Source organism: Streptomyces liliiviolaceus, assembly GCF_018070025.1.
In the GTDB taxonomy this organism is placed as follows: domain Bacteria; phylum Actinomycetota; class Actinomycetes; order Streptomycetales; family Streptomycetaceae; genus Streptomyces; species Streptomyces liliiviolaceus.
In genome coordinates this window covers 4403764-4421480 of the sequence record NZ_JAGPYQ010000001.1, presented here as the reverse complement: position 1 = coordinate 4421480, position 17717 = coordinate 4403764, and the positions used below count along the sequence as shown (strand labels likewise).

14 protein-coding genes and 1 CRISPR repeat array are annotated in these 17717 nt (G+C 68.9%); of the genes, 9 read left to right on the top strand and 5 right to left on the bottom strand.

Translation table 11 applies throughout. The features are described from left to right. Nucleotides 1–58: 58 nt before the first annotated feature. The 6 genes from casB (at nucleotide 59) to cas2e (ending at nucleotide 4806) form a co-directional block, all read left to right on the top strand. Entirely contained in the window at nucleotides 59–664 is a 606-nt protein-coding gene (casB, locus tag J8N05_RS19320; RefSeq protein ID WP_210884443.1) for a type I-E CRISPR-associated protein Cse2/CasB, read from the top strand. Between the two features lie 118 nt (nucleotides 665–782). Beyond that, the gene (cas7e, locus tag J8N05_RS19315) at nucleotides 783–1937 is read left to right on the top strand and encodes a type I-E CRISPR-associated protein Cas7/Cse4/CasC (RefSeq protein ID WP_210884442.1); all 1155 of its coding nucleotides are present in this window, start codon (nucleotides 783–785) and stop codon (nucleotides 1935–1937) included. Further along, nucleotides 1934–2731, top strand: a complete 798-nt coding sequence (gene cas5e, locus J8N05_RS19310; protein WP_210884423.1) for a type I-E CRISPR-associated protein Cas5/CasD — start codon at nucleotides 1934–1936, stop codon at nucleotides 2729–2731. Before cas7e ends, cas5e begins: the two co-directional genes overlap by 4 nt. A gap of 5 nt (nucleotides 2732–2736) precedes the next feature. Then, a complete protein-coding gene (gene cas6e / locus J8N05_RS19305; RefSeq protein ID WP_210890259.1) occupies nucleotides 2737–3489 on the top strand; it encodes a type I-E CRISPR-associated protein Cas6/Cse3/CasE in 753 nt (250 codons plus the stop codon). A gap of 4 nt (nucleotides 3490–3493) precedes the next feature. After that, on the top strand, nucleotides 3494–4501 hold the full coding sequence (cas1e, locus tag J8N05_RS19300; RefSeq protein ID WP_210884421.1) for a type I-E CRISPR-associated endonuclease Cas1e: 1008 nt from the start codon (nucleotides 3494–3496) through the stop codon (nucleotides 4499–4501). Beyond that, a complete protein-coding gene (cas2e, locus tag J8N05_RS19295) occupies nucleotides 4498–4806 on the top strand; it encodes a type I-E CRISPR-associated endoribonuclease Cas2e (protein ID WP_210884419.1) in 309 nt (102 codons plus the stop codon). Before cas1e ends, cas2e begins: the two co-directional genes overlap by 4 nt. Nucleotides 4807–4824: 18 nt before the next feature. Beyond that, nucleotides 4825–6139: a CRISPR direct-repeat array (repeat unit 28 nt; unit sequence GTCGACCCCGCGCCCGCGGGGATCCTCC). Between the two features lie 348 nt (nucleotides 6140–6487). On the opposite strand, the gene J8N05_RS19290 is transcribed toward cas2e, so the two are convergent. Next, a complete protein-coding gene (locus J8N05_RS19290; protein ID WP_210884418.1) occupies nucleotides 6488–6883 on the bottom strand; it encodes an Imm7 family immunity protein in 396 nt (131 codons plus the stop codon). A 296-nt stretch (nucleotides 6884–7179) separates the two neighbouring features. On the opposite strand from J8N05_RS19290, the gene J8N05_RS19285 reads away from it, so the two are divergent. Beyond that, the gene (locus tag J8N05_RS19285; RefSeq protein WP_210884417.1) at nucleotides 7180–9825 is read left to right on the top strand and encodes a hypothetical protein; all 2646 of its coding nucleotides are present in this window, start codon (nucleotides 7180–7182) and stop codon (nucleotides 9823–9825) included. Next, nucleotides 9822–11066, top strand: a complete 1245-nt coding sequence (locus J8N05_RS19280; protein WP_210884415.1) for a patatin-like phospholipase family protein — start codon at nucleotides 9822–9824, stop codon at nucleotides 11064–11066. The genes J8N05_RS19285 and J8N05_RS19280 overlap by 4 nt, the downstream gene beginning before the upstream one ends. Nucleotides 11067–12337: 1271 nt before the next feature. On the opposite strand, the gene J8N05_RS19275 is transcribed toward J8N05_RS19280, so the two are convergent. Together J8N05_RS19275 and J8N05_RS47390 are read right to left on the bottom strand one after the other, a co-directional pair. Continuing rightward, complete coding sequence (locus tag J8N05_RS19275) at nucleotides 12338–12841, bottom strand: Erv1/Alr family FAD-linked sulfhydryl oxidase (RefSeq protein WP_210884413.1); 504 nt, start codon at nucleotides 12839–12841, stop codon at nucleotides 12338–12340. A gap of 220 nt (nucleotides 12842–13061) precedes the next feature. After that, nucleotides 13062–13442, bottom strand: a complete 381-nt coding sequence (locus J8N05_RS47390; protein WP_247706733.1) for a DUF6193 family natural product biosynthesis protein — start codon at nucleotides 13440–13442, stop codon at nucleotides 13062–13064. 224 nt (nucleotides 13443–13666) lie between these two features. On the opposite strand from J8N05_RS47390, the gene J8N05_RS19270 reads away from it, so the two are divergent. Continuing rightward, a complete protein-coding gene (locus J8N05_RS19270; protein ID WP_247706343.1) occupies nucleotides 13667–14224 on the top strand; it encodes a hypothetical protein in 558 nt (185 codons plus the stop codon). 152 nt (nucleotides 14225–14376) lie between these two features. Here the strand turns inward: J8N05_RS19270 and J8N05_RS19265 are convergent, their stop codons facing one another. Together J8N05_RS19265 and J8N05_RS19260 are read right to left on the bottom strand one after the other, a co-directional pair. Beyond that, the gene (locus J8N05_RS19265) at nucleotides 14377–15171 is read right to left on the bottom strand and encodes a hypothetical protein (protein ID WP_210884412.1); all 795 of its coding nucleotides are present in this window, start codon (nucleotides 15169–15171) and stop codon (nucleotides 14377–14379) included. Between the two features lie 361 nt (nucleotides 15172–15532). Next, nucleotides 15533–17557 carry an NACHT domain-containing protein gene (locus J8N05_RS19260; protein WP_210884409.1) on the bottom strand — a complete coding sequence of 675 codons (2025 nt, stop codon included), beginning with the start codon at nucleotides 17555–17557 and terminating at the stop codon, nucleotides 15533–15535. Between the last annotated feature and the right edge of the window lie 160 nt (nucleotides 17558–17717).

Genomic DNA, 17717 nt, shown 5'->3' with positions numbered 1-17717 from the left:
ACCTGAGCCCTCCCATGCCTTCGCGACACCGCATCCCTCATCACGTCTGGACACGGACATGACCGAAGAAGACCTCACGAAGCAAAGAATCTGGCACCGTTACATCGCCGCGGACGGCACCTGGCGGCGCAAGGACGGCCCGGCGGCCATGCAGCGCCCGCCCGGCGAGGACCTCGCGGTTCTGCGCCGTGGGCTGGGACGTCCCGCCGGCACCGTGCTGGAGATGTTCCCGTTCTACACCTGCCCGGTCGATGACTTCGCCGCCCGCCGCGGGGAGGTCTCGGCCGAGCAGGAAGCCGAACACGTGGCGCTTGCCCTCTACGGGCTGCACCAGCAGAGCCAGGAGCGGCCGATGCACCGCGACGGAGTCAGCCTCGGCCGGGCCATGCTTGAGCTGCGGCGTCACGGGCGCACCAGTGATGAGGCAGTCGACTCGCGCTTCCAGCAGGCGTTCTCCGCCACTTCGATGCAGGCACTGCAACTGCGTCTGCGCGGTCTGGTCACCCAGCTCAAGGACATCAAGCAGCCTCTCGACTACGACCGCCTGGTCGGCGATCTCCACCATTGGAACCGGCCCGAAGCCCGGTCCCGCGTGCGCCGCCGCTGGGGCCTGGACTACTACGGCTGGACCCAGCCGGCTACACCGTCGCGATCCGGCCGCTGAGACCAGCAGCACGCACGACGTCTGCCGCCCGGCCGCACACTTTCTGCGCTCGTTCGCGCACCCGCGCCGGTGCCGGCCCCGGATCACCACCCACTCACAGGACTTGGAGCAACATTCGATGACCCAGCGCCTCTACATCGACGTGCACGTCGTCCAGACCGTCCCGCCCGCCAACCTCAACCGGGACGACCAGGGCAACCCCAAAGAAGCCATCTACGGAGGCGTCCGCCGCTCCCGGGTCTCCTCCCAGGCGTGGAAGCGGGCGACCCGTCAGCACTTCGACGACCAAGCTCCCGAGGCCGATCGCGCCACCCGCACCAAGCGTCTCACCGGTGAGCTCACCACCCGGATCACGCAGAACACGGCTCTGGAACGTGAGGACGCCGGCCGGATCGCTGCGGCCTTGCTCGCCCAGCTCGGCCTGAGCCAGGGCAAGAAGGCCAGCGACACGGCCTATCTCCTGTTCTACGGCAACGCCCAGCTCGATGCCGTAGCCGCCCTCGTGACCAACGAGGCCACCGACCTTGCAGCCCTGGACGACAAGGCACTGGCGGATGCGGTCAAGGAATGGCCCGTCGCGGAAACCTTCACCACCGGGCACCCGGTGGGCGTCGCCCTGTTCGGCCGGATGGTCGCCGACATCCCCAAGCTCAACGTCGATGCCGCCGTCCAGGTCGCCCACGCGCTCTCCACCCACGAGACGCAGCTGGAATTCGACTACTTCACCGCGGTCGACGACAAGAACGAGAAGGAGGAGACCGGAGCCGGGATGATCGGCACCATCGGCTTCAACTCCGCCACCCTCTACCGCTACGCCACCGTCGGGCTCGCCCAGCTCACCGACAACCTCGGCGGCAACACCGAAGCCGCCCTCGACGCCCTGGACCGGTTCGTCGACAGCTTCACCCTGTCCGTCCCCACCGGCTACCGGAATTCCTTCGCCCACCGGACCCGGCCCAGTCTCGTTGCTGTTGTGGTGCGCACCGACCAGCCCGTCAACCTGGTCTCCGCCTTCGAAGAGCCCGTTCCGGCCGCGGCCGGCATCCAGGCGAACTCCGCCCGTCGCCTCGCCGAGGAACACCTCACCGCCACCCAGGTCTGGGGCGACACTCCTCTCTACGCGGCGGCCAGCCACACCTTCAGCACCCGCGAAACCCGCACCAAGGACACCGTCGAGACCCTCACCCAGGCATTCGGGGAATCCGTCGCCTTCGCCGACCTGCGCGCCACCTTGCGTACCCGCATCACCACCGCCCTGGGGGAACAGGCGTGACACCCTCCGGCCGCACCTCCGTCCTGCTGCTGCGGCTCGCCGGCCCGCTCCAGTCCTGGGGCGACCGCAGTACCTTCAACCGGCGCGAAACCCGGCCCGAACCCACCAAATCCGGAGTCGTGGGTCTGCTCGCAGCCGCCGCCGGCCGCTCACGGCACGCCGCGGTGGACGACCTTGCCGGGCTCGCCCTGGGCATCCGCATCGACCAGCCCGGCAGCCTCCTGCGCGACTACCACACCGTCAGCGACCATCGGGGCCGGCCGCTCCTGTCCGCCGCCGTATCCGCCAAGGGCCTGCAAAAACCCACCTCACCTGCCAAGCACACCCACATCACGCAGCGCTTCTACCTCCAGGACGCCGTCTTCCTCGCCGCTGTGGAAGGCCCTGAAGAACTCATCACCACCCTCGAACACGCCGTCCGCCACCCCGCCTTCCCCCTCGCCCTGGGCCGCCGGTCCTGCGTACCCGCACAACCCCTGCTCCTGGGACAGCGCACCGGCCCGCTCCACGACGTTCTGCGCGCGGAACCCTGGCAAGCCTCCTCTACGGTGCGCAAGCGCTGGGGACGCCAGAACGGCAACGCCGCCCGCATCGACCTGCCCGCCACCCTCGACGACCCGGCAGGCGACGACGTCCGCGACGACGTGCCCCTCTCCTTCGCGCCCACCCGCCGCACCTACACCACCCGCCGCACCTCACACACCTACCTCTCAGCCCCCACCGGCCTCACACCCGACCCCACACGGCCCCCAACCAGCGGCGGCCACGACCCCTTCGCCCTCCTGGGCTGGTGACCGACATGCCCTATCTCTCCCGCATTCGCATCAACCCGCTGCGCGCCGAAAGCCGCAAGCTCCTCGCCGGCCCACGCGCCCTGCACGCCGCCGTCCAAGGAGGTATCCCCGGCCTGCCCGCTGAAGAGCGCACCTTGTGGCGACTGGACGCGGACAACCCCCACCGCCCCCACCTGTTCGTCCTCACCACCGACAAACCCGACTGGACGCACCTCGTCGAACAGGCAGGCTGGCCCGACGCCGACGGCGAGCACTACGCCGTACGCGACTACACCCCCCTCCTGCAACAACTGGCAACGGGCCGCAGCTTCGCCTTCCGCCTCACCGCCAACCCCGTCCAGAACACCAGCCGGCCCGACAAACCCACCCCGCGCCAACAGCAACGCATCGACGCCGGTGAGCGCCGCAGTTTCCGCCTTGGCCACCGCACCGCCGCAGCCCAGCTCAACTGGTTCCTCACCCGCACCGCCCGCTGGGGCTTCGACATCCCCACCGCCCCCCACCTGGACGACACCCGCAACAGCGACGGCGAACCGCCCCGCGAGGTGCGCATCACCACCCGCCAACGCCGGGCCTTCGGCAAAGGATCCCTCAGTACGAAGGAAGCCCAGGTCGTCATGAACGCAGTGACCTTCGAAGGGCACCTGCGCATCACCGACCCCGCCCTGCTCACCGAACGCCTCCTGACCGGCATCGGCCCCTCCAAGGCATACGGATGCGGACTGCTCACCCTCGCCCCGCTCCCCGAAGGGGCATGAACCCGTGCCTGACATCTGGTGGAAAGCAGACCCCCAGGACCTGCACCGCCTCGTCGACCGCGTCTCCAGCGTCTACGTCGAGCGCAGCCATCTCGACCGCGACGAGAACGCCGTCGTCATCATCAACAAACGACAAACCGTCCGGGTCCCCGCCGCCATGGTCGCCGTCATGCTCCTTGGCCCCGGCACCCGCGTCACCCACGGAGCGATCCGTCTGCTGGCCGACTCCGGCACGACTGTGTGCTGGGTCGGCGAACAAGGCGTCCGCATGTACGCAGCCGGCCTCGGCCCCAGCCGCGGCGCCGGCCTCCTGCACCGCCAAGCCTGGCTCGTCACCCGCCCCAAGGAACGCCTCGCCGTCGCCCGCGCCATGTACAACATGCGCTTCCCCGGCGAAGACGTCTCCGCCCACACCATGCAACAACTTCGCGGCCGTGAAGGCACCCGCATCCGAAAGCTCTACCGAGCCCACGCGGATCGCACCGGCGTCCCCTGGAACGGCCGCGACTACAAGGCCGGCGACGCCTTCGCAGCAGGCGACGACCTCAACCGCCTCCTGTCCGCAGCCAACGCCGCCCTCTACGGCATCTGCCACGCCGTCATCATCGGACTCGGCGCCAGCCCCGGACTCGGCTTCGTCCACACCGGCAAAGCCACATCCTTCGTCATGGACATCGCAGACCTGTACAAGGCCGAGTACACCATTCCGCTCGCCTTCGACCTCGTCACACAAGGACTCACAGAGGAACGCGACGCACGACTGGGACTTCGCGACCTCATCGCTCGCGACAAACTCCTCGGCCGCATCGTCACCGAGGTGAAGCACCTGCTCACCCCCGAAGGAACGGACTTCGACGACTCTGAGGCCAACCTTTTGTGGGACGAAAACCTCGGCGCCGTCCCGGGCGGCACCAACTACGCCAACCACGCAGACCTGTCAGCACACGGGATGACCGACAACCACATCGCGGTCATCGGACCCGAAATCGACGACACCGAACCCACACCATGACCGTCATCATCCTCATCGCCGCCCCAGAGGGACTGCGAGGACACCTCACCCGCTGGATGGTCGAGGCCAGCGCCGGCGTGTTCGTCGGCAACCCAAGCCGCCGCATCCGCGACCGCCTGTGGGAACTCCTGGCGACCCGCATCGGCGACGGCCAAGCCATCCTTATTGAACCCGCCGCCAACGAACAGGGATGGGCCGTACGCACCGCAGGCCGCGACCGCTGGCAACCCGTCGACTTCGACGGACTGATCCTTTCGGCCCGCCCCCAAAAACAACTAAACGAAAACAGCCGCCCCGCCCGATAAAGCCCCAGCTCAGGAAGTGTCGACCCCGCGCCCGCGGGGATCCTCCGGCCACTCACGGACCGATCCCCTCACAGGGCTCGTCGACCCCGCGCCCGCGGGGATCCTCCGGGCGTGCCCCTGACCACGGGCACGGTGACGAAGTCGACCCCGCGCCCGCGGGGATCCTCCCGCACGGATCCGTCCGATGACGATGACCGCGTTGTCGACCCCGCGCCCGCGGGGATCCTCCGAGCGCAGATCAGTCGGCGCTACCTCAGCCACAGTCGACCCCGCGCCCGCGGGGATCCTCCGTATGAGCGGAGGTTCTCGTAGGGGACGAGAGCGTCGACCCCGCGCCCGCGGGGATCCTCCGATCAGTCCGGGGTCTTTCGCCGCGTCGGCGCGGTCGACCCCGCGCCCGCGGGGATCCTCCGCCGAGGAACTCCTGGAGCTGGTCGCCGACTACGTCGACCCCGCGCCCGCGGGGATCCTCCTGAAGGTTTCCAGGTTTCCGGTCGAGTGGGAAAGTCGACCCCGCGCCCGCGGGGATCCTCCGGAGAACGTCTGTGTACTCCCTGACCCCCGGCTGTCGACCCCGCGCCCGCGGGGGATCCTCCGGTGAGCTTCAGATGCTCTGCGGTACGGGACACGTCGACCCCGCGCCCGCGGGGATCCTCCGCCGACGCGAGGGATTCTCGCCTGTTGAGACCGGTCGACCCCGCGCCCGCGCCCGCGGGGATCCTCCGGCCGCACCCTCCCCACCTACAACGGCGGCTCCGTCGACCCCGCGCCCGCGGGGATCCTGCTGTTCAGAGGGTGCTGGTAGCCGGGCGCCCCGTGTCGACCCCGCGCCCGCGGGGATCCTCCGAGGCCGGCCGCCCCGCTCCCTCACCCCTTCGAGTCGACCCCGCGCCCGCGGGGATCCTCCGCGAGCCACATGGGCACCGAAAGCACCACAAAACGTCGACCCCGCGCCCGCGGGGATCCTCCGACGAGATCGGCGTACGCGCCGTCTTCGGCACAGTCGACCCCGCCCCCGCGGGGATCCTCCGTTCCACATCGCCTTGTCGGTCGCCGCAGGGGAGTCGACCCCGCGCCCGCGGGGATCCTCCTGGGGCAGCTGTACGGGCATGCGGAGGGGGCGTCGTCCCCGCGCCCGCGGGGATCCTCCCGCCTCGGTGGTGTGCCACCCGGCCTCGCTCAGGTCGACCCCGCGCCCGCGGGGATCCTCCTCGACGTGGGCCGCGATCCAGCGGCATCACGGCGTCGACCCCGCGCCCGCGGGGATCCTCCGAGCGGTCAGCATCAGCCGCTTGTCGCCTGCTCGTCGACCCCGCGCCCGCAGGGATCCTCCGGCGGCGGCGGACACCGCCACGGACGCCGACTCGTCGACCCACGCGCCCGCGGGGATCCTCCGAGAGATAACAGCAGGTCAGACCTGCTTTTGCCGTCGACCCTGAGCCCGCGCGGATCCTCCGACACACGCGGCAGTCCACAAGCTCGCGCAGGAGTCGACCCCTCGCCCGCGGGGATTCTCCGCGACCTCGCCATATCCGCCCCACGGCCGGCCAGTCGACCCCGCGCCCGCGGGGATCCTCCGAACTACGTCCGTGTCACGTCCACCGTCGCCGGGTCGACCCCGCGCCCGCGGGGATCCTCCCTGGACCGGCTGATGAACGTTGCCAGGGGCGCCGCTGATGCGTCAGCCTGGGGAGGGATCTTCCACCGTCGGGATGCACGGGGACAGCAGTGCCTCCGTGTGCTGAGTGACCATCCCTCGGGCGAGTCTCAGCACGCGCACCTCGTTCTCGTGACCCGGTTCCTCGTCATCGCGAAGGTGGAGGAGCCCGTAGGAACCAGGGGCGACCACCGCCACATGCTCGAACAGTTCGGCAACGTCAGGCGAAGAGCGGTGATTGGAAGAGCCGCCGAGGTGGATAAACGGCTCGCCGTTCATCCACCTGAGATCGAGCAAGTACGGGCTGTCCATCCGGGCGATGCGAAGGCGAAGACCATCGACGATCTGTTGCAGCCGAGGCTCATCGTCCTCATCCGCTGCCGTTCCCCTGACCGTGATCCATCCGTGGTACTCAAACATCCCACGATCGTAGGGAGACGACCTGCTTCACCCGGCCGATGGCAACGGCCCGGCGGATCGGTAGAACAATCCGGCCCCGGCAACACCATCGACACTGCGGGACTGCGCGGAAAGCTGGGTCGACACCGGCTTCAAGTTGCCCGGAAACCACAGACCCGAGGTGACTCGTGTCCCAGGTCTCACAAGCAGACACAACGCGTGTCCATCAACCGCCGTTCTGCGCATGTGCCGCACGGCTGCGTCACGCCACAATTCCCTTTCTGTGTACGGCAGTCAGTGGCAAAGGGGCGTTCGGCATGCCCAGTGAAGTGACCCGGTTCCAGGTGGCCCGCGCGCCGCAACGGCACTGCCCTGACCGTCAGGCGCGGCCCTCGCTGCGCCTGGAGGCCTGGCTGGAGGGCTCGGCGTTGCCCGACCGGTTGGCGAGGGCCGCGGACGACGCCGTGGCGGCGCTGGCGGCACAGGTCGTCCCGCGGATCGACCCCGCGGCGCCGCCCATGACCTCGGTGGCGGACACCGGCGTACCGGCCGCCGACGCGCTGGAGAAGCTGGACTCCTGGCTGCTGTGCGGTGACAACCGCGCGACGCCGGACGAGGTGCGCGCGGCCGTCCACCGGTTCTTCGACCGGGACCCCGTCCAGCAGCCGGTCGACGAGGCCTCCGACCCGCCAGGGTTTCCCGTGGGCGACGGCCTGTACGCCACTGCCACCGCTCTGGGCGAGCAGCTCGTCGCGTTGGCCCACGTCGACGCCCAGCCGACCACCCAGCACGTGGTGCAGCGCGCGATTCTGGTGTTGGGGCTCGTGGAACTGGTCCTGTTTAACGGGGGCGTGCTGAGACTCGCGGACGACGTGCTGTGGGCGCTGCGCGACCGGCTCGTGCTGCTGCCCCACAAGCTGTTTCCCCGCCCTTTGCGCGCCGCGCTCGTCCGCAAGCCCGGTTTCGCCGATTTGTACGTGGTGCGTCAGGAGTGGAACCGCTACGTGGCGGGCGAACTCGCCCACGTCGAGAACGCCCTCCCGTACGAGCTGAAGGAACGCGTGCTGTCCCGGCTCGACGAGACCGAGACCACGCTGACCATGGGCACCGAGCGGGCCGAGACACAGGAGCTGGACAGCCAGTCGACGGCCCGGTTCGAACTCTCCTCCGAGAGCGCTCAACTGACATCGTCCTCGGTGCACCTGGAAGGACAGGTCGACACCTCGGGGCAGTACGGGCCGACACAGGTGACCACCCATCTCGGCGGCAGCCTCGACTTCTCCTCCGAGGAATCGGGCCGTCAGGCCGTGCGCCAGGCCACCGAGCTGGTGGACCGTGCCGTGCACCGGGTCGAGGAGCGGGTGAGCGAGCAGCGAACGACCCGCTCCCTCACCCGCGTCGAGTCGAAGGACACCCACCAGCTGCAGGCAGCGGAAACCGCGGTGTGCGGCATGTACCGGTGGGTGGACAAGGTGATCAGGTTGCGGACCTACCGGTATCCGCACCGGTTCCTGCTGGAGTTCGAGGTGCCCGAGCCCGCCGCGTACGTGCGCTGGTGGGAGCGGCGCGGCAGCGACGACGGATACGACACCCCGGAGCCGGAGCCGTTCACACGCGCCGGTGATCCCGAGGACACGGACGCCCCGGTGCTGTTGCCCACCGACATCTCGGAGAACCCGGCGGATCCGGGGTACTACCTGAAGCTGGCCGCCCGCTGGCACACCATGGGGATCACGGCGCCGCCGGCCCCCGAACTCGTTGCTCACGGCTATCTCCACGTGCCGCAGGCCGACCCCTCCAGCGACAAGACCTCGCACGATGTCTGGGTCACGCCCTTGGAGGGCTCGACCAGCAGCACCGGCAGTGTCGCGGGCTCCCCTGTCGTGGTCCCTCCGGGGTACGAGGCCGCCGCCGATTGGGCGGGCTGGGTGTCGGCCTGGGATCAGGACGACTGGGTGAAGCCCGCCTGGAACACCTCCCAGGGAAACTCCTCCTGCGACATCGTCCCGCCGGCCGCCGTGATCACCATCGGGGACAGCGCGAACGCGCCCCCGGACGCCGACCAGGACCCGGTCAAGAACCGGGTGATCGCGTGGGGCCAGCGCAGCTGGATCTCCAAGCCGATCGGTGGACAGCTCACCGGCCGGCGCACCGGCAAGCTGCCGATCACCGTGCTCGCCGCCAACTACGGACTGCTCTCCGTCCAGGTCAGGGTGGTGTGCTGGCGACAGGAGGCGGCGCTCATGGAGTGGCGCGCCGCAACGTACGAGAAACTGCGGGCCGCCTACTTCGAGCTGCTGCGCGCCCACCGCCAGGAGCGGGACGAGCGGGACGTGCGGGCCGGCATCCGGATCGAGGGGCGCAGCCCGACGGAGAACGCGCGGGTCGTCCGTGAGGAACTCAAGCGCCAGGTCGTGGAGTTGATGCTGGGCGCCCGCTACCGGGGCTTCGGCGCGCTGGAGTTCGACGCCGACCACCGCCCGCGGCTCGACATCGAGAAGACGCGGGCGAGCGCCGGACTGATCCAGTTCATCGAGCAGTCCTTCGAGTGGGAGAACCTCACGTACGTCCTGTACTCGTACCTGTGGGCGGCGGAGGCCCGGTGGGACGAACTGCGCGGCATCGACTCCCCCGATCCCGACTACGCCCGGTTCCTGCGCGCGGGCTCGGCGCGCGTGGTGCTTTCGGCCCGGCCGGGGCGGGACCGTCAGGTGCTCTACTTCCTGGGGACCGGGAAGCCGTGGGGCGGCGGTGCAGCGCCCGCGCCCGAAAGCTCCGAGTACGTATCGGTGGCCAAGGAGATCCAGGCGCAGACCGGGGCGCCGGACGAGGGGGTGCCGGTCGGCGACGTATGGGAGGTGCGGCTCCCGACCACGCTCGTGTGGCTCGATCCGGACCCGGTGCTGCCGAAGACGAACGCGGAGGCCACGTTCCCTCCGCCACCGAAGCCGGTTACGTCGTGAAGGGCGCGCTGCGCCGCGAGGACATCCGGTACCTGGCCATGGAGGGGGGCGGCGGCAAGGGGCACGCGTATCTCGGCGCCGTCCGGGCCCTGGAGGACCTGCACGTGATGCCGCAGGTCAGGGGATTCGCCGGGGCCTCGGCAGGAGCCATCACCGCGCTCATGCTGTCCACGGGCATGGACAGCGAGCAGATCGCCACGTACATGGGTGCCACGGACTTCGACGCGTTCTTCGATCCACCTGAGCCCCGGATGCGGCCGGTGGCGGACACACCCGGGGTGGCCGTGTACCCGGAGTGGACCACGAAGGAGAAGGCGGTGCGGACGGCGCTCTCCGCCGCCGGGACGCCGCTGCGGCTCCTGCTGATGGCGGTGCTCGCGGTGGCGGCTCCCAAGGACCTCCTCGACCTGGAGAGCAAGCGCGACAAACAGCCGTTCAAGATCCTCGCCGAGAACTGGCCGGTCTACCTCGCCTTTCTCGGCCGGGACATGGGCCTGTTCTCAGGGATGGCGGCGCGACGCGCCTGGGAGACGTTGCTGGTGACGCGGATGCGAGGCGTCGGACACCGCCCGAAGTCTGCTTCGGTCACCTTCCGGGAGCACCGCAAGGCCTTCGGCAAGGAACTCCTCATGACCGGCTCCAACCTGTCGACCGGTCGCACCGAGCTGTTCTCCGCCAAGTACACGCCGGACTTCCCGGTGTCCGACGCCGTGCGGATCTCGATGAGCCTGCCGTTTATCTACAAGCCCTACGTCGTGCAGGACATGCGCCGAGACTGGCCGCCGTGCGGCACGTACGTGGACGGTGGGCTCTGGAACAACCTGCCGTTCCGCGAGTTCGACAGCCGGCCCGAGCCGCTCAGCCCGCCGGACATGGCCAGCGCCGCGGTCCCGGCCGGACCGCCCCGTCCGCGCACGCTGGCGCTGCGCCTGTCGATCGACCCGCCCGTCCGCGTCCGCGATCTCGGCGGCCTGTTGGGGCGGTTGACCCAGCTGGGACTGTTCGGCACCGGTGAGTCGCAGGTCCTGGCCCCCTACGCGAACCGGACGATCGTGCTGGAGACCGAGGGCCTCGACCTCGTGAACTTCACGCCCCCGCGCGCGGAGCGGGAACGCGCGGTGAGGAGGGCCTACCGGGCCGTTCACCACTACTTCAGTGTCGAACTGAAGCCCGAGGACGAGGACCTGGCGGACGACCTGCTCATCGAGAAGAACCGGGAGGCGTCGAGGGCCTGCCCGTGACCCTCACCCCGCCGTCCGTTACCCGCGCGCATTTATAGACCGCCGCGTCCTGTCGGCCACCCCTCCTCGCCCCTATGTCTGGATTGATCAATTGGTAGCGGAAGTTTGGGACCTGACTGAATCGGCATTTGTTTTGTGTGACTAACCAGAATCGCTGTGATGGCGGCAACAAGGGCCGCGAGGGGGCTGTGATGGACGGGAATTGAGAAAAGTTAATGTGACCCCTTGAAATCAAAAACCCCCAGAGGGGACTTGCTGGGTGCACATGGGAGAAGGGGACGCGGGCCACGCGCCCGTCATCGAAGGGGGAAGAGTAGTGGGGACTGACCCAGGGCGACAAGTGAGGCTTAGGGTGGCGCGGCAACGCTCGCGCCCGGACAGTGTCCGGCCGCGAGCGAGGGCTCAAGGGCCCGAGCCCAGAGGGTGGCGCAGCCTGAATTGGTGGGTCCAGCTTGGGACAGTCATCGCGGCAGCAGCAGCCGTTGGAGGTATTATTTTCACCGGAATTGCCACCTACTACGGCGCCTTGGTTTCGGAGGACCAGCTTTCCCAGTCCCGTGAAGACGCACGTGCGAGAGAACGCGAGCAGGCGTCTAAGGTTACTTTTTATCTAGGGGACGGATATGGCGGCCCTTGGAGCCAAACTGTAATCGTTATGAACCGATCTCCGGACCCAATATCAGACGTCAGGATGCAGGTCGATGTGGCACTCCCATCCGAGATGCCCCCGGACGGGTTTGCGCCTGTCCCCAGGATACATATTTTGGCGCATTTGGGAGCCGTGCCGCCTTGTTCGCAGTTTGCGCTACGGAGCGCCAATCTTTCGGGCGGTCAGGCGTGGGATAGGCATGGAAACCCGCTGCGTAGGGATATTCCTTCTGGAGCGCCAATGATCTCCAATGCTCTGCTATTTATTGACGGCAATGGGGTTGCGTGGGTGCGCACGTCGAAAAGACTTGAGCCGATCGAAGGCGTCGACGAGTACTATGTTTATCGCGATGATGAGCCCTCTGGTGTAATTCTGGACCCGAACAGTAAGGTCAAATATGAACAAGTAGACCCCTGCTGAGCTAAGGCAGGATTCTGTCGTTCTCGCGCTCGGCCGGTAATGATCACGTGAGTCCGAGGGTCGCCAGCGGTCGGGTCATGTCCCGGCCGTGAGACACGCCCGTGACATCGAAAGTCACCTACATTCGCAGGCCCGCAGGCATTGAATGACATCCGAACTCGTCGACAAACGACACTCGTTGAGTGCTTCGCAGCCACCCGCATCAATCCTCGGGTGCGTAGGCACCGATCGGGGAGCCAAACAGGGCCGGGTCAAAGGCTGAGAGCAGCACCTGCGGCGCCCGTTCCGCGGCGGGTTGCAGGGCGCTGGGGTCCAGGCGCAGACAGACCTCGTGCAGGTCAGTCAGCTCGCGTACCGCGGAGCCGTGTTGGAAGGTGCTGTCGGAGTAGGCCTGTGCCAGCCGACGGAAGGCCGGGTCGCCGTTCTCCAGCATCTCCACGGGCAGGCCGTTGAAGAGGTCCGTCACGCGCGTGCAGGCCCACAGGGCCAGCGCGGCCACCTGGGCCGGATTCCGGCCCAGCTCTTCCAGCGAGTCCTCGCGGCAGTGGTCGCAGCCCTCGCGGGCCGCCCCGTACAGCCGGGCCACCGCAGTGCCGTCCACGGTCAGGGCACGGCCCTGGCCGTTCAGCCAGGCCGGGTCGTAGGGGGCCGGGCCTCCCAGCTCGCGGGCGATATCACGCTCATGGCGGTGGTCGACAAGGTTCACGGCTCGCTCGTTCCCGTCGGACGGAACACACGCGTACCGATCTGAGCATCCCCGCCCTGCGCGCTCCGCGCCGGCGCCGACCGCAAACAGCCGGAAAGCGACGGCAATCATCCCTCTCTGACCGGCGAGTGAGCGCAGGGCGACCGCGTCTGGTCGCAGTGAGGCCCGCCTGTTCACGCGCACGGCCCGCAATGGGAAAGTTCTTCGACTGGTCGCTCGTCTACTGCTTCCGTGCTGAGGCTTCGTGAGCTGCGAGTTCTTCGGGAGTACCAGGGAAAGCGGGACCGCACCCCGCGGGGAGGCGTTGGACCACCATGACGATGGCGTCCTGGGCGGTGAGGGCCGGACCCACCGTCTGGGTTCGAAGGGGGCCCGAGACCCAGTAGGTCCCTCCGGCGGCAGGCTGGATGAAGGGGATGTCCCAGGTCCATCGCCCGCCGGTGCAGCGGCTGAAGTGAAGTTCACCCATCCCGGTCCAGGGGAAAAGCTGCCGCAGGCAGGGTTCCGCGTAGGCCGCTTCCAGCAGCTCCGTCCGCACCCGTCCGTCGTCACGGACTGCCTGCCAACCTGCTTCGACGTCGGCAGAACCCGCCGCACTCATGCTCACGACCCCATCGTGCACGAACAGGACGGGCACCGGGGACCGCTTCTCACCTCTTGTCGGCCCGGCCCGCGGTGTGCGGTGCGAGCAGCGCACGGCCCCGCTCAAGGGCGACTTGTGTCGGCTTGCAGCACGCCAGAGACCGCCGGCCAGGGAACCCGAGCGCTCTGGTCAGTTCGGGCGAAGCACCCAGGTCGGTCGACCAGCAGCCCTACGATGCGTTCGTGCGGAACACCAAAGGTTTCAAGGACGCTGTTGCTCAGACGCTCGCTGCACTGGCCCGCCGCGAAGTGACCCTCTCGCCATCGACTGTGGCGGACACCATCGAGCAGCAGATCACCACCGTCTCCGAGCGGCACGGGATCCAGGTGCGCTCTGCCTGGCGCTACTTCGACGCCGCCACAACGGCCGACCACCTCGCGCAGAGCCTGTCGTCCTACCAGGAGAGCAGCACCGAAAAAGGCGCCGGGCAGGCCCCGATGCCGCCGGTCGGTAACCCCGAGCTGGCCCTGATCCTCGCCGGCGTGCCGGATTCCCTGGCGCAGAGCGGCGGCGATCTGTATGCGGTCATCGTCAACGTGGCGGTCAACGCCTGGATGGCCGGCCACATCCACGGCGAGGACGGCTGCAGCGGGTGCGGTGACCGCGGCCCGGCCGGGCACGACTGGAACGCCCGGATGGACGCCATCACCGACATGCAGCCGAACATGACGAAGTGGTTCGACCGAGACGTGTGGACGGCCGCCGTCAACGAGAGCGGCTTCACCGTCACTCGCCGCTGAACGCCTCACAACGAAAAATCCGAGCGGGCTACAACTCCTCAGTGGTCCACGCGACGCCCGCCTTCGCCTGCCCGATCAGATACCTGATGCCCTGGTTGTCGTCGGGGTTGGTCCACAGACTGTTACTGAAGACGGCTGTCGCCTTCTTGGTTTCACCCAGTCGCCACCACGTCAGTGCGAGGCCGTGCAGGGCCCGGTGAAAGGGCCGGTTGTCCAGCTCGCTCCAGGACAGAACAGCGGCGGCAACGACAGTTCGGCGACCGCGACGGCCGTCTGGTAGAAGCCCAAAGCCTGGGACAAGGCGACATCGTCCCCCCGGCGCGCTCGAAGGCGTCACTGCCCAGGTGCGCCCAGCAGTCGATCTGCCGGGGGTCTTCGCGCACGGCGGTGAGCAGGGCCGCCCGGTAGACCGCATCGTTTCCCGCGCGCCCGCGCAGATCGAGGGCGCGGTCGACCGGCGGTGGCTCATCCCCGACGTACGGGTTGGGCATCCGGTAGTACGGTCGCGGTCCGGCCGCACGCACCGCACGCCACCAGCCCCAGGTCGGTATGCCTTCGAGGTCGGCGGCGGCTGAGGGGCGAGCGCCCCACCCGTCCTCGGACCGCGGGTGGTAGTCCTCGCCGCCGAAAGCCGGGCGGGCCGCAGTAGGTCCGGCCGCGTGGATACGGTCGAGGATACGGCGGGTGTCGCAGCGTTCATAACGGTCGGTGATCTCGGACAGGTACACGTAGCGGTGCCCGCGGCCGTCCGGCTCGTCCTGCAGGGGCGGTGGCAGCACGCGGCGCAGCTCGTCGAGCAGGGCGGACAGCACTTCCTCGGCGCGGGCCCCGGTCAGCGGCCAGGACATCCCGAAAGTGCGCGGCACGAAATGGACCGAAGCCCAAAGGGTATCGGCGGGCAGGCCGCTGCGGTCGGCGAGCATGGTGCGTAACGCGTCCTCGCTCACGGACGTGGCAGTCGGCACGGTGATCCCCCTGGATGTCCACGGTGCCCCAGCGCAGGCAACGTGCGGGGGAGTGTAGCGACGGTCCGCCCGCCCGTACGTCCCCCGGGAGGGTGGCTGCCGCACCCCGGTGGCCACCCTCCTTGCTGAACCCCGCCGACCGCGGCTGTCCTGCGTTGCCTGCGGCAGTTCAGTGCCAGCCGACCAACCTGGTCCCGCCGGATCCTGCGCCGTCATGACGAGTGCCACGCCGACCGCACCGCCGCGGCGGTGCGGTCGGCGTGGCACTCGTCAAAGGAAGGTGACTGGGACGGCGGTCGGAGCCACGCTGCTGGTACCCCAGATGCCGTAGGCGGTCAGCCGGTCAGGTGCTGGTGGGAGGGTGGGGGTGCCGACGGAGCCAGTGCTGGAGTTCGCGGTGGCGGTACTGGTAGGCGGGTCCGCTGTAGCGCATGAGTCCTGCGGTGACGGCCCAGTCGAGGAAGAGGCCGAGTTGGAGCGGCAGACGGCGGCGCGAGCAGAGCAGGAACACTGCATACCGGCGTGAAGTAGAAAAACCGGCCGCGAGTCCGGCCATGCCGCCCACGACCCCCAACACGAGTCCCGTGAGCCCGGACCGGAACCCGGACAGGACTCCAAGCGTGAGCCCAACCGTGAGCGCGAACGTGAGCCCGGCCAAGCAGTCGTCCCTGATGACATCCCGGGCTCTGCAGCGCCTGCCCGGTTTCTGCGGTCCAGAGCCGAGCACGACCCAGCCCATGAGCCCGAACGTGATTCCAATGGTGAGTCCGGCTGTGAAGCCAGCCTTGATTCCGGCGGTGATTCCGAGCACGATCCCGCCCGTGAGTCCGGCCGCGATGTTGCGGCGGGGCGGAAAGGTTGTGAACAGGTCGTTCAGACCCATGGGAGTAGGGGCTCCGAGGGCAACAGCCATTCCGAACACGACGGCGAGCACAACGACCGCAGCTGCGAGTTGCCCTGATGGCAATGAGGTGGGGATGCAGGTGAGAGGGAGCGTGATGAGGACTGTGAGGGTGCTGATGAGGGTGTCGGTGGCGCGGACGCGGGTGCGTCCGGCGAAGGGCCACAGTTCGTGCAGGACGAGGTCGGTGGCTTCCGCGCGCGCGGGGGCTGCGGGTTGGAGGGTGCCGGTGGGGTCGAGGTGGGTGGTGAGGTGGTGGAGCCACCGGTGGGCATCCTCGGGGGTGTAGTCGTGGGGGTTGGGGGCGGTGCGGGTGGCGGCGGGGATGAAGCGGGCTAGGAGGTGCTCGTCCAGGGCGTCGGCGTTCGGGAGGGCGAGAAGTTCGGCGGGGTTGCCGTCGCCGTGGTAGACGGTGGCGGTCAGGCACAGCCGCCACGGAGTGGAGAGCACGGCCGCGAGAACTCCGCCGGGGTGGGCGGCCAGTTGGTCCAGCAGGGGCTGCCAGCGGGCCGTGTCGCGTGCTCGGGCAGCCAGGTAGGTGTAGGCGTCGCTGGTGGTGACGGGGGCGATGGCGATGCGGGCAGCGTCCAGGAGGGTGGTGCCGGGGGCGAGTGTGTCGTAGTGGCGGGTGCGGCAGGTCAGGATGAGCGGTCCGGCGTCCCGCCCCTGCTGGTACAGGTTGAGGGCCCGGATGACCGCGGTAGCGCGGGGCGCGGCGGGGTCGGGGGAGCCGTCGGCGAGCAGGGGGTCCATCTCATCCAGGCCGTCCAGGACCGGCAGCACCAGGTGGTGGCGGATCAGGTCGGCGGCCAGGTCCGCGGGCCAGTCGTAGGCGTCGACCAGCCGCTGCTGGAGATGGTCGGGCAGGGACTGGCGGTCGGTGTCCCACTGGGAGAGCGGAACTCGGACCGGGACCGGATCGTCGTCGGTGCGGCTGTCGGTGAGGGCCAGCAGGAGTTCCAGAGCCAGGACGGTCTTGCCGGCGCCTGGAGCGCCGGTGATGACCAGCCGTGAGGGACGGGTGGCGCGGTAGTAGGTGACGATGTCAGGCACGGTCGCCGGGCCCGGGCCGTCGGCCGACAGGCGTCCGGCAGGCGGGGCCGCCGCCGGCCGGACCGCGGCCGGGTGCAGCATGTAGGTGAGGTTGATGCGGCGGATGTCGTCACCCAGCAACTGCCGCCAGACCGCGCTCTCGCCCGCTTCAACCTGCCTGGCAAGGGTCAGGGCCTGGCCCCGCGCACGTTCGGCGTCGTTGCCCTCCAGCGGCTTCCGCAGCGCCCTGATTCCGGCCACGAACCCGGCCGCGGTCAGCAGAAAGCCCAGCACGCTCACGATGTCGGACGGTTCCAGACCGCCATGGGAGATCTGCCGGACCGTGTACGCGGCGCTCGCGATGAGCAGCAGTGCGCACAGGGCGTCGGTCAGTTGCCAGTTGCGCCGCTGGCGGCGTCCCCCGAGTCCGGCCATCCCCAGATCATGTCTATGACTTGCCGGTGGGGGAGCCGCATTCTCCTACTTGTGACCAATCCAGATATGAAGGTCTGCCCGCCGGCACCGGCTTCGCAGTCGACGTATTCCGCACGAGGGCTCTGGCGTGCAGGCTCGATGACCGACTTCGGTGCGCGGC

What these genes read in the sequence shown, in the direction of transcription:
- casB (WP_210884443.1), top strand. Translation starts at nt 59, where the DNA reads ATGACCGAAGAAGACCTCACGAAGCAAAGAATCTGGCACCGTTACATC.
- cas7e (WP_210884442.1), top strand. Translation starts at nt 783, where the DNA reads ATGACCCAGCGCCTCTACATCGACGTGCACGTCGTCCAGACCGTCCCG.
- cas6e (WP_210890259.1), top strand. Translation starts at nt 2,737, where the DNA reads ATGCCCTATCTCTCCCGCATTCGCATCAACCCGCTGCGCGCCGAAAGC.
- cas2e (WP_210884419.1), top strand. Translation starts at nt 4,498, where the DNA reads ATGACCGTCATCATCCTCATCGCCGCCCCAGAGGGACTGCGAGGACAC.
- J8N05_RS19290 (WP_210884418.1), bottom strand. Translation starts at nt 6,883, where the DNA reads ATGTTTGAGTACCACGGATGGATCACGGTCAGGGGAACGGCAGCGGAT.
- J8N05_RS19285 (WP_210884417.1), top strand. Translation starts at nt 7,180, where the DNA reads ATGCCCAGTGAAGTGACCCGGTTCCAGGTGGCCCGCGCGCCGCAACGG.
- J8N05_RS47390 (WP_247706733.1), bottom strand. Translation starts at nt 13,442, where the DNA reads ATGAGTGCGGCGGGTTCTGCCGACGTCGAAGCAGGTTGGCAGGCAGTC.
- J8N05_RS19260 (WP_210884409.1), bottom strand. Translation starts at nt 17,557, where the DNA reads ATGGCCGGACTCGGGGGACGCCGCCAGCGGCGCAACTGGCAACTGACC.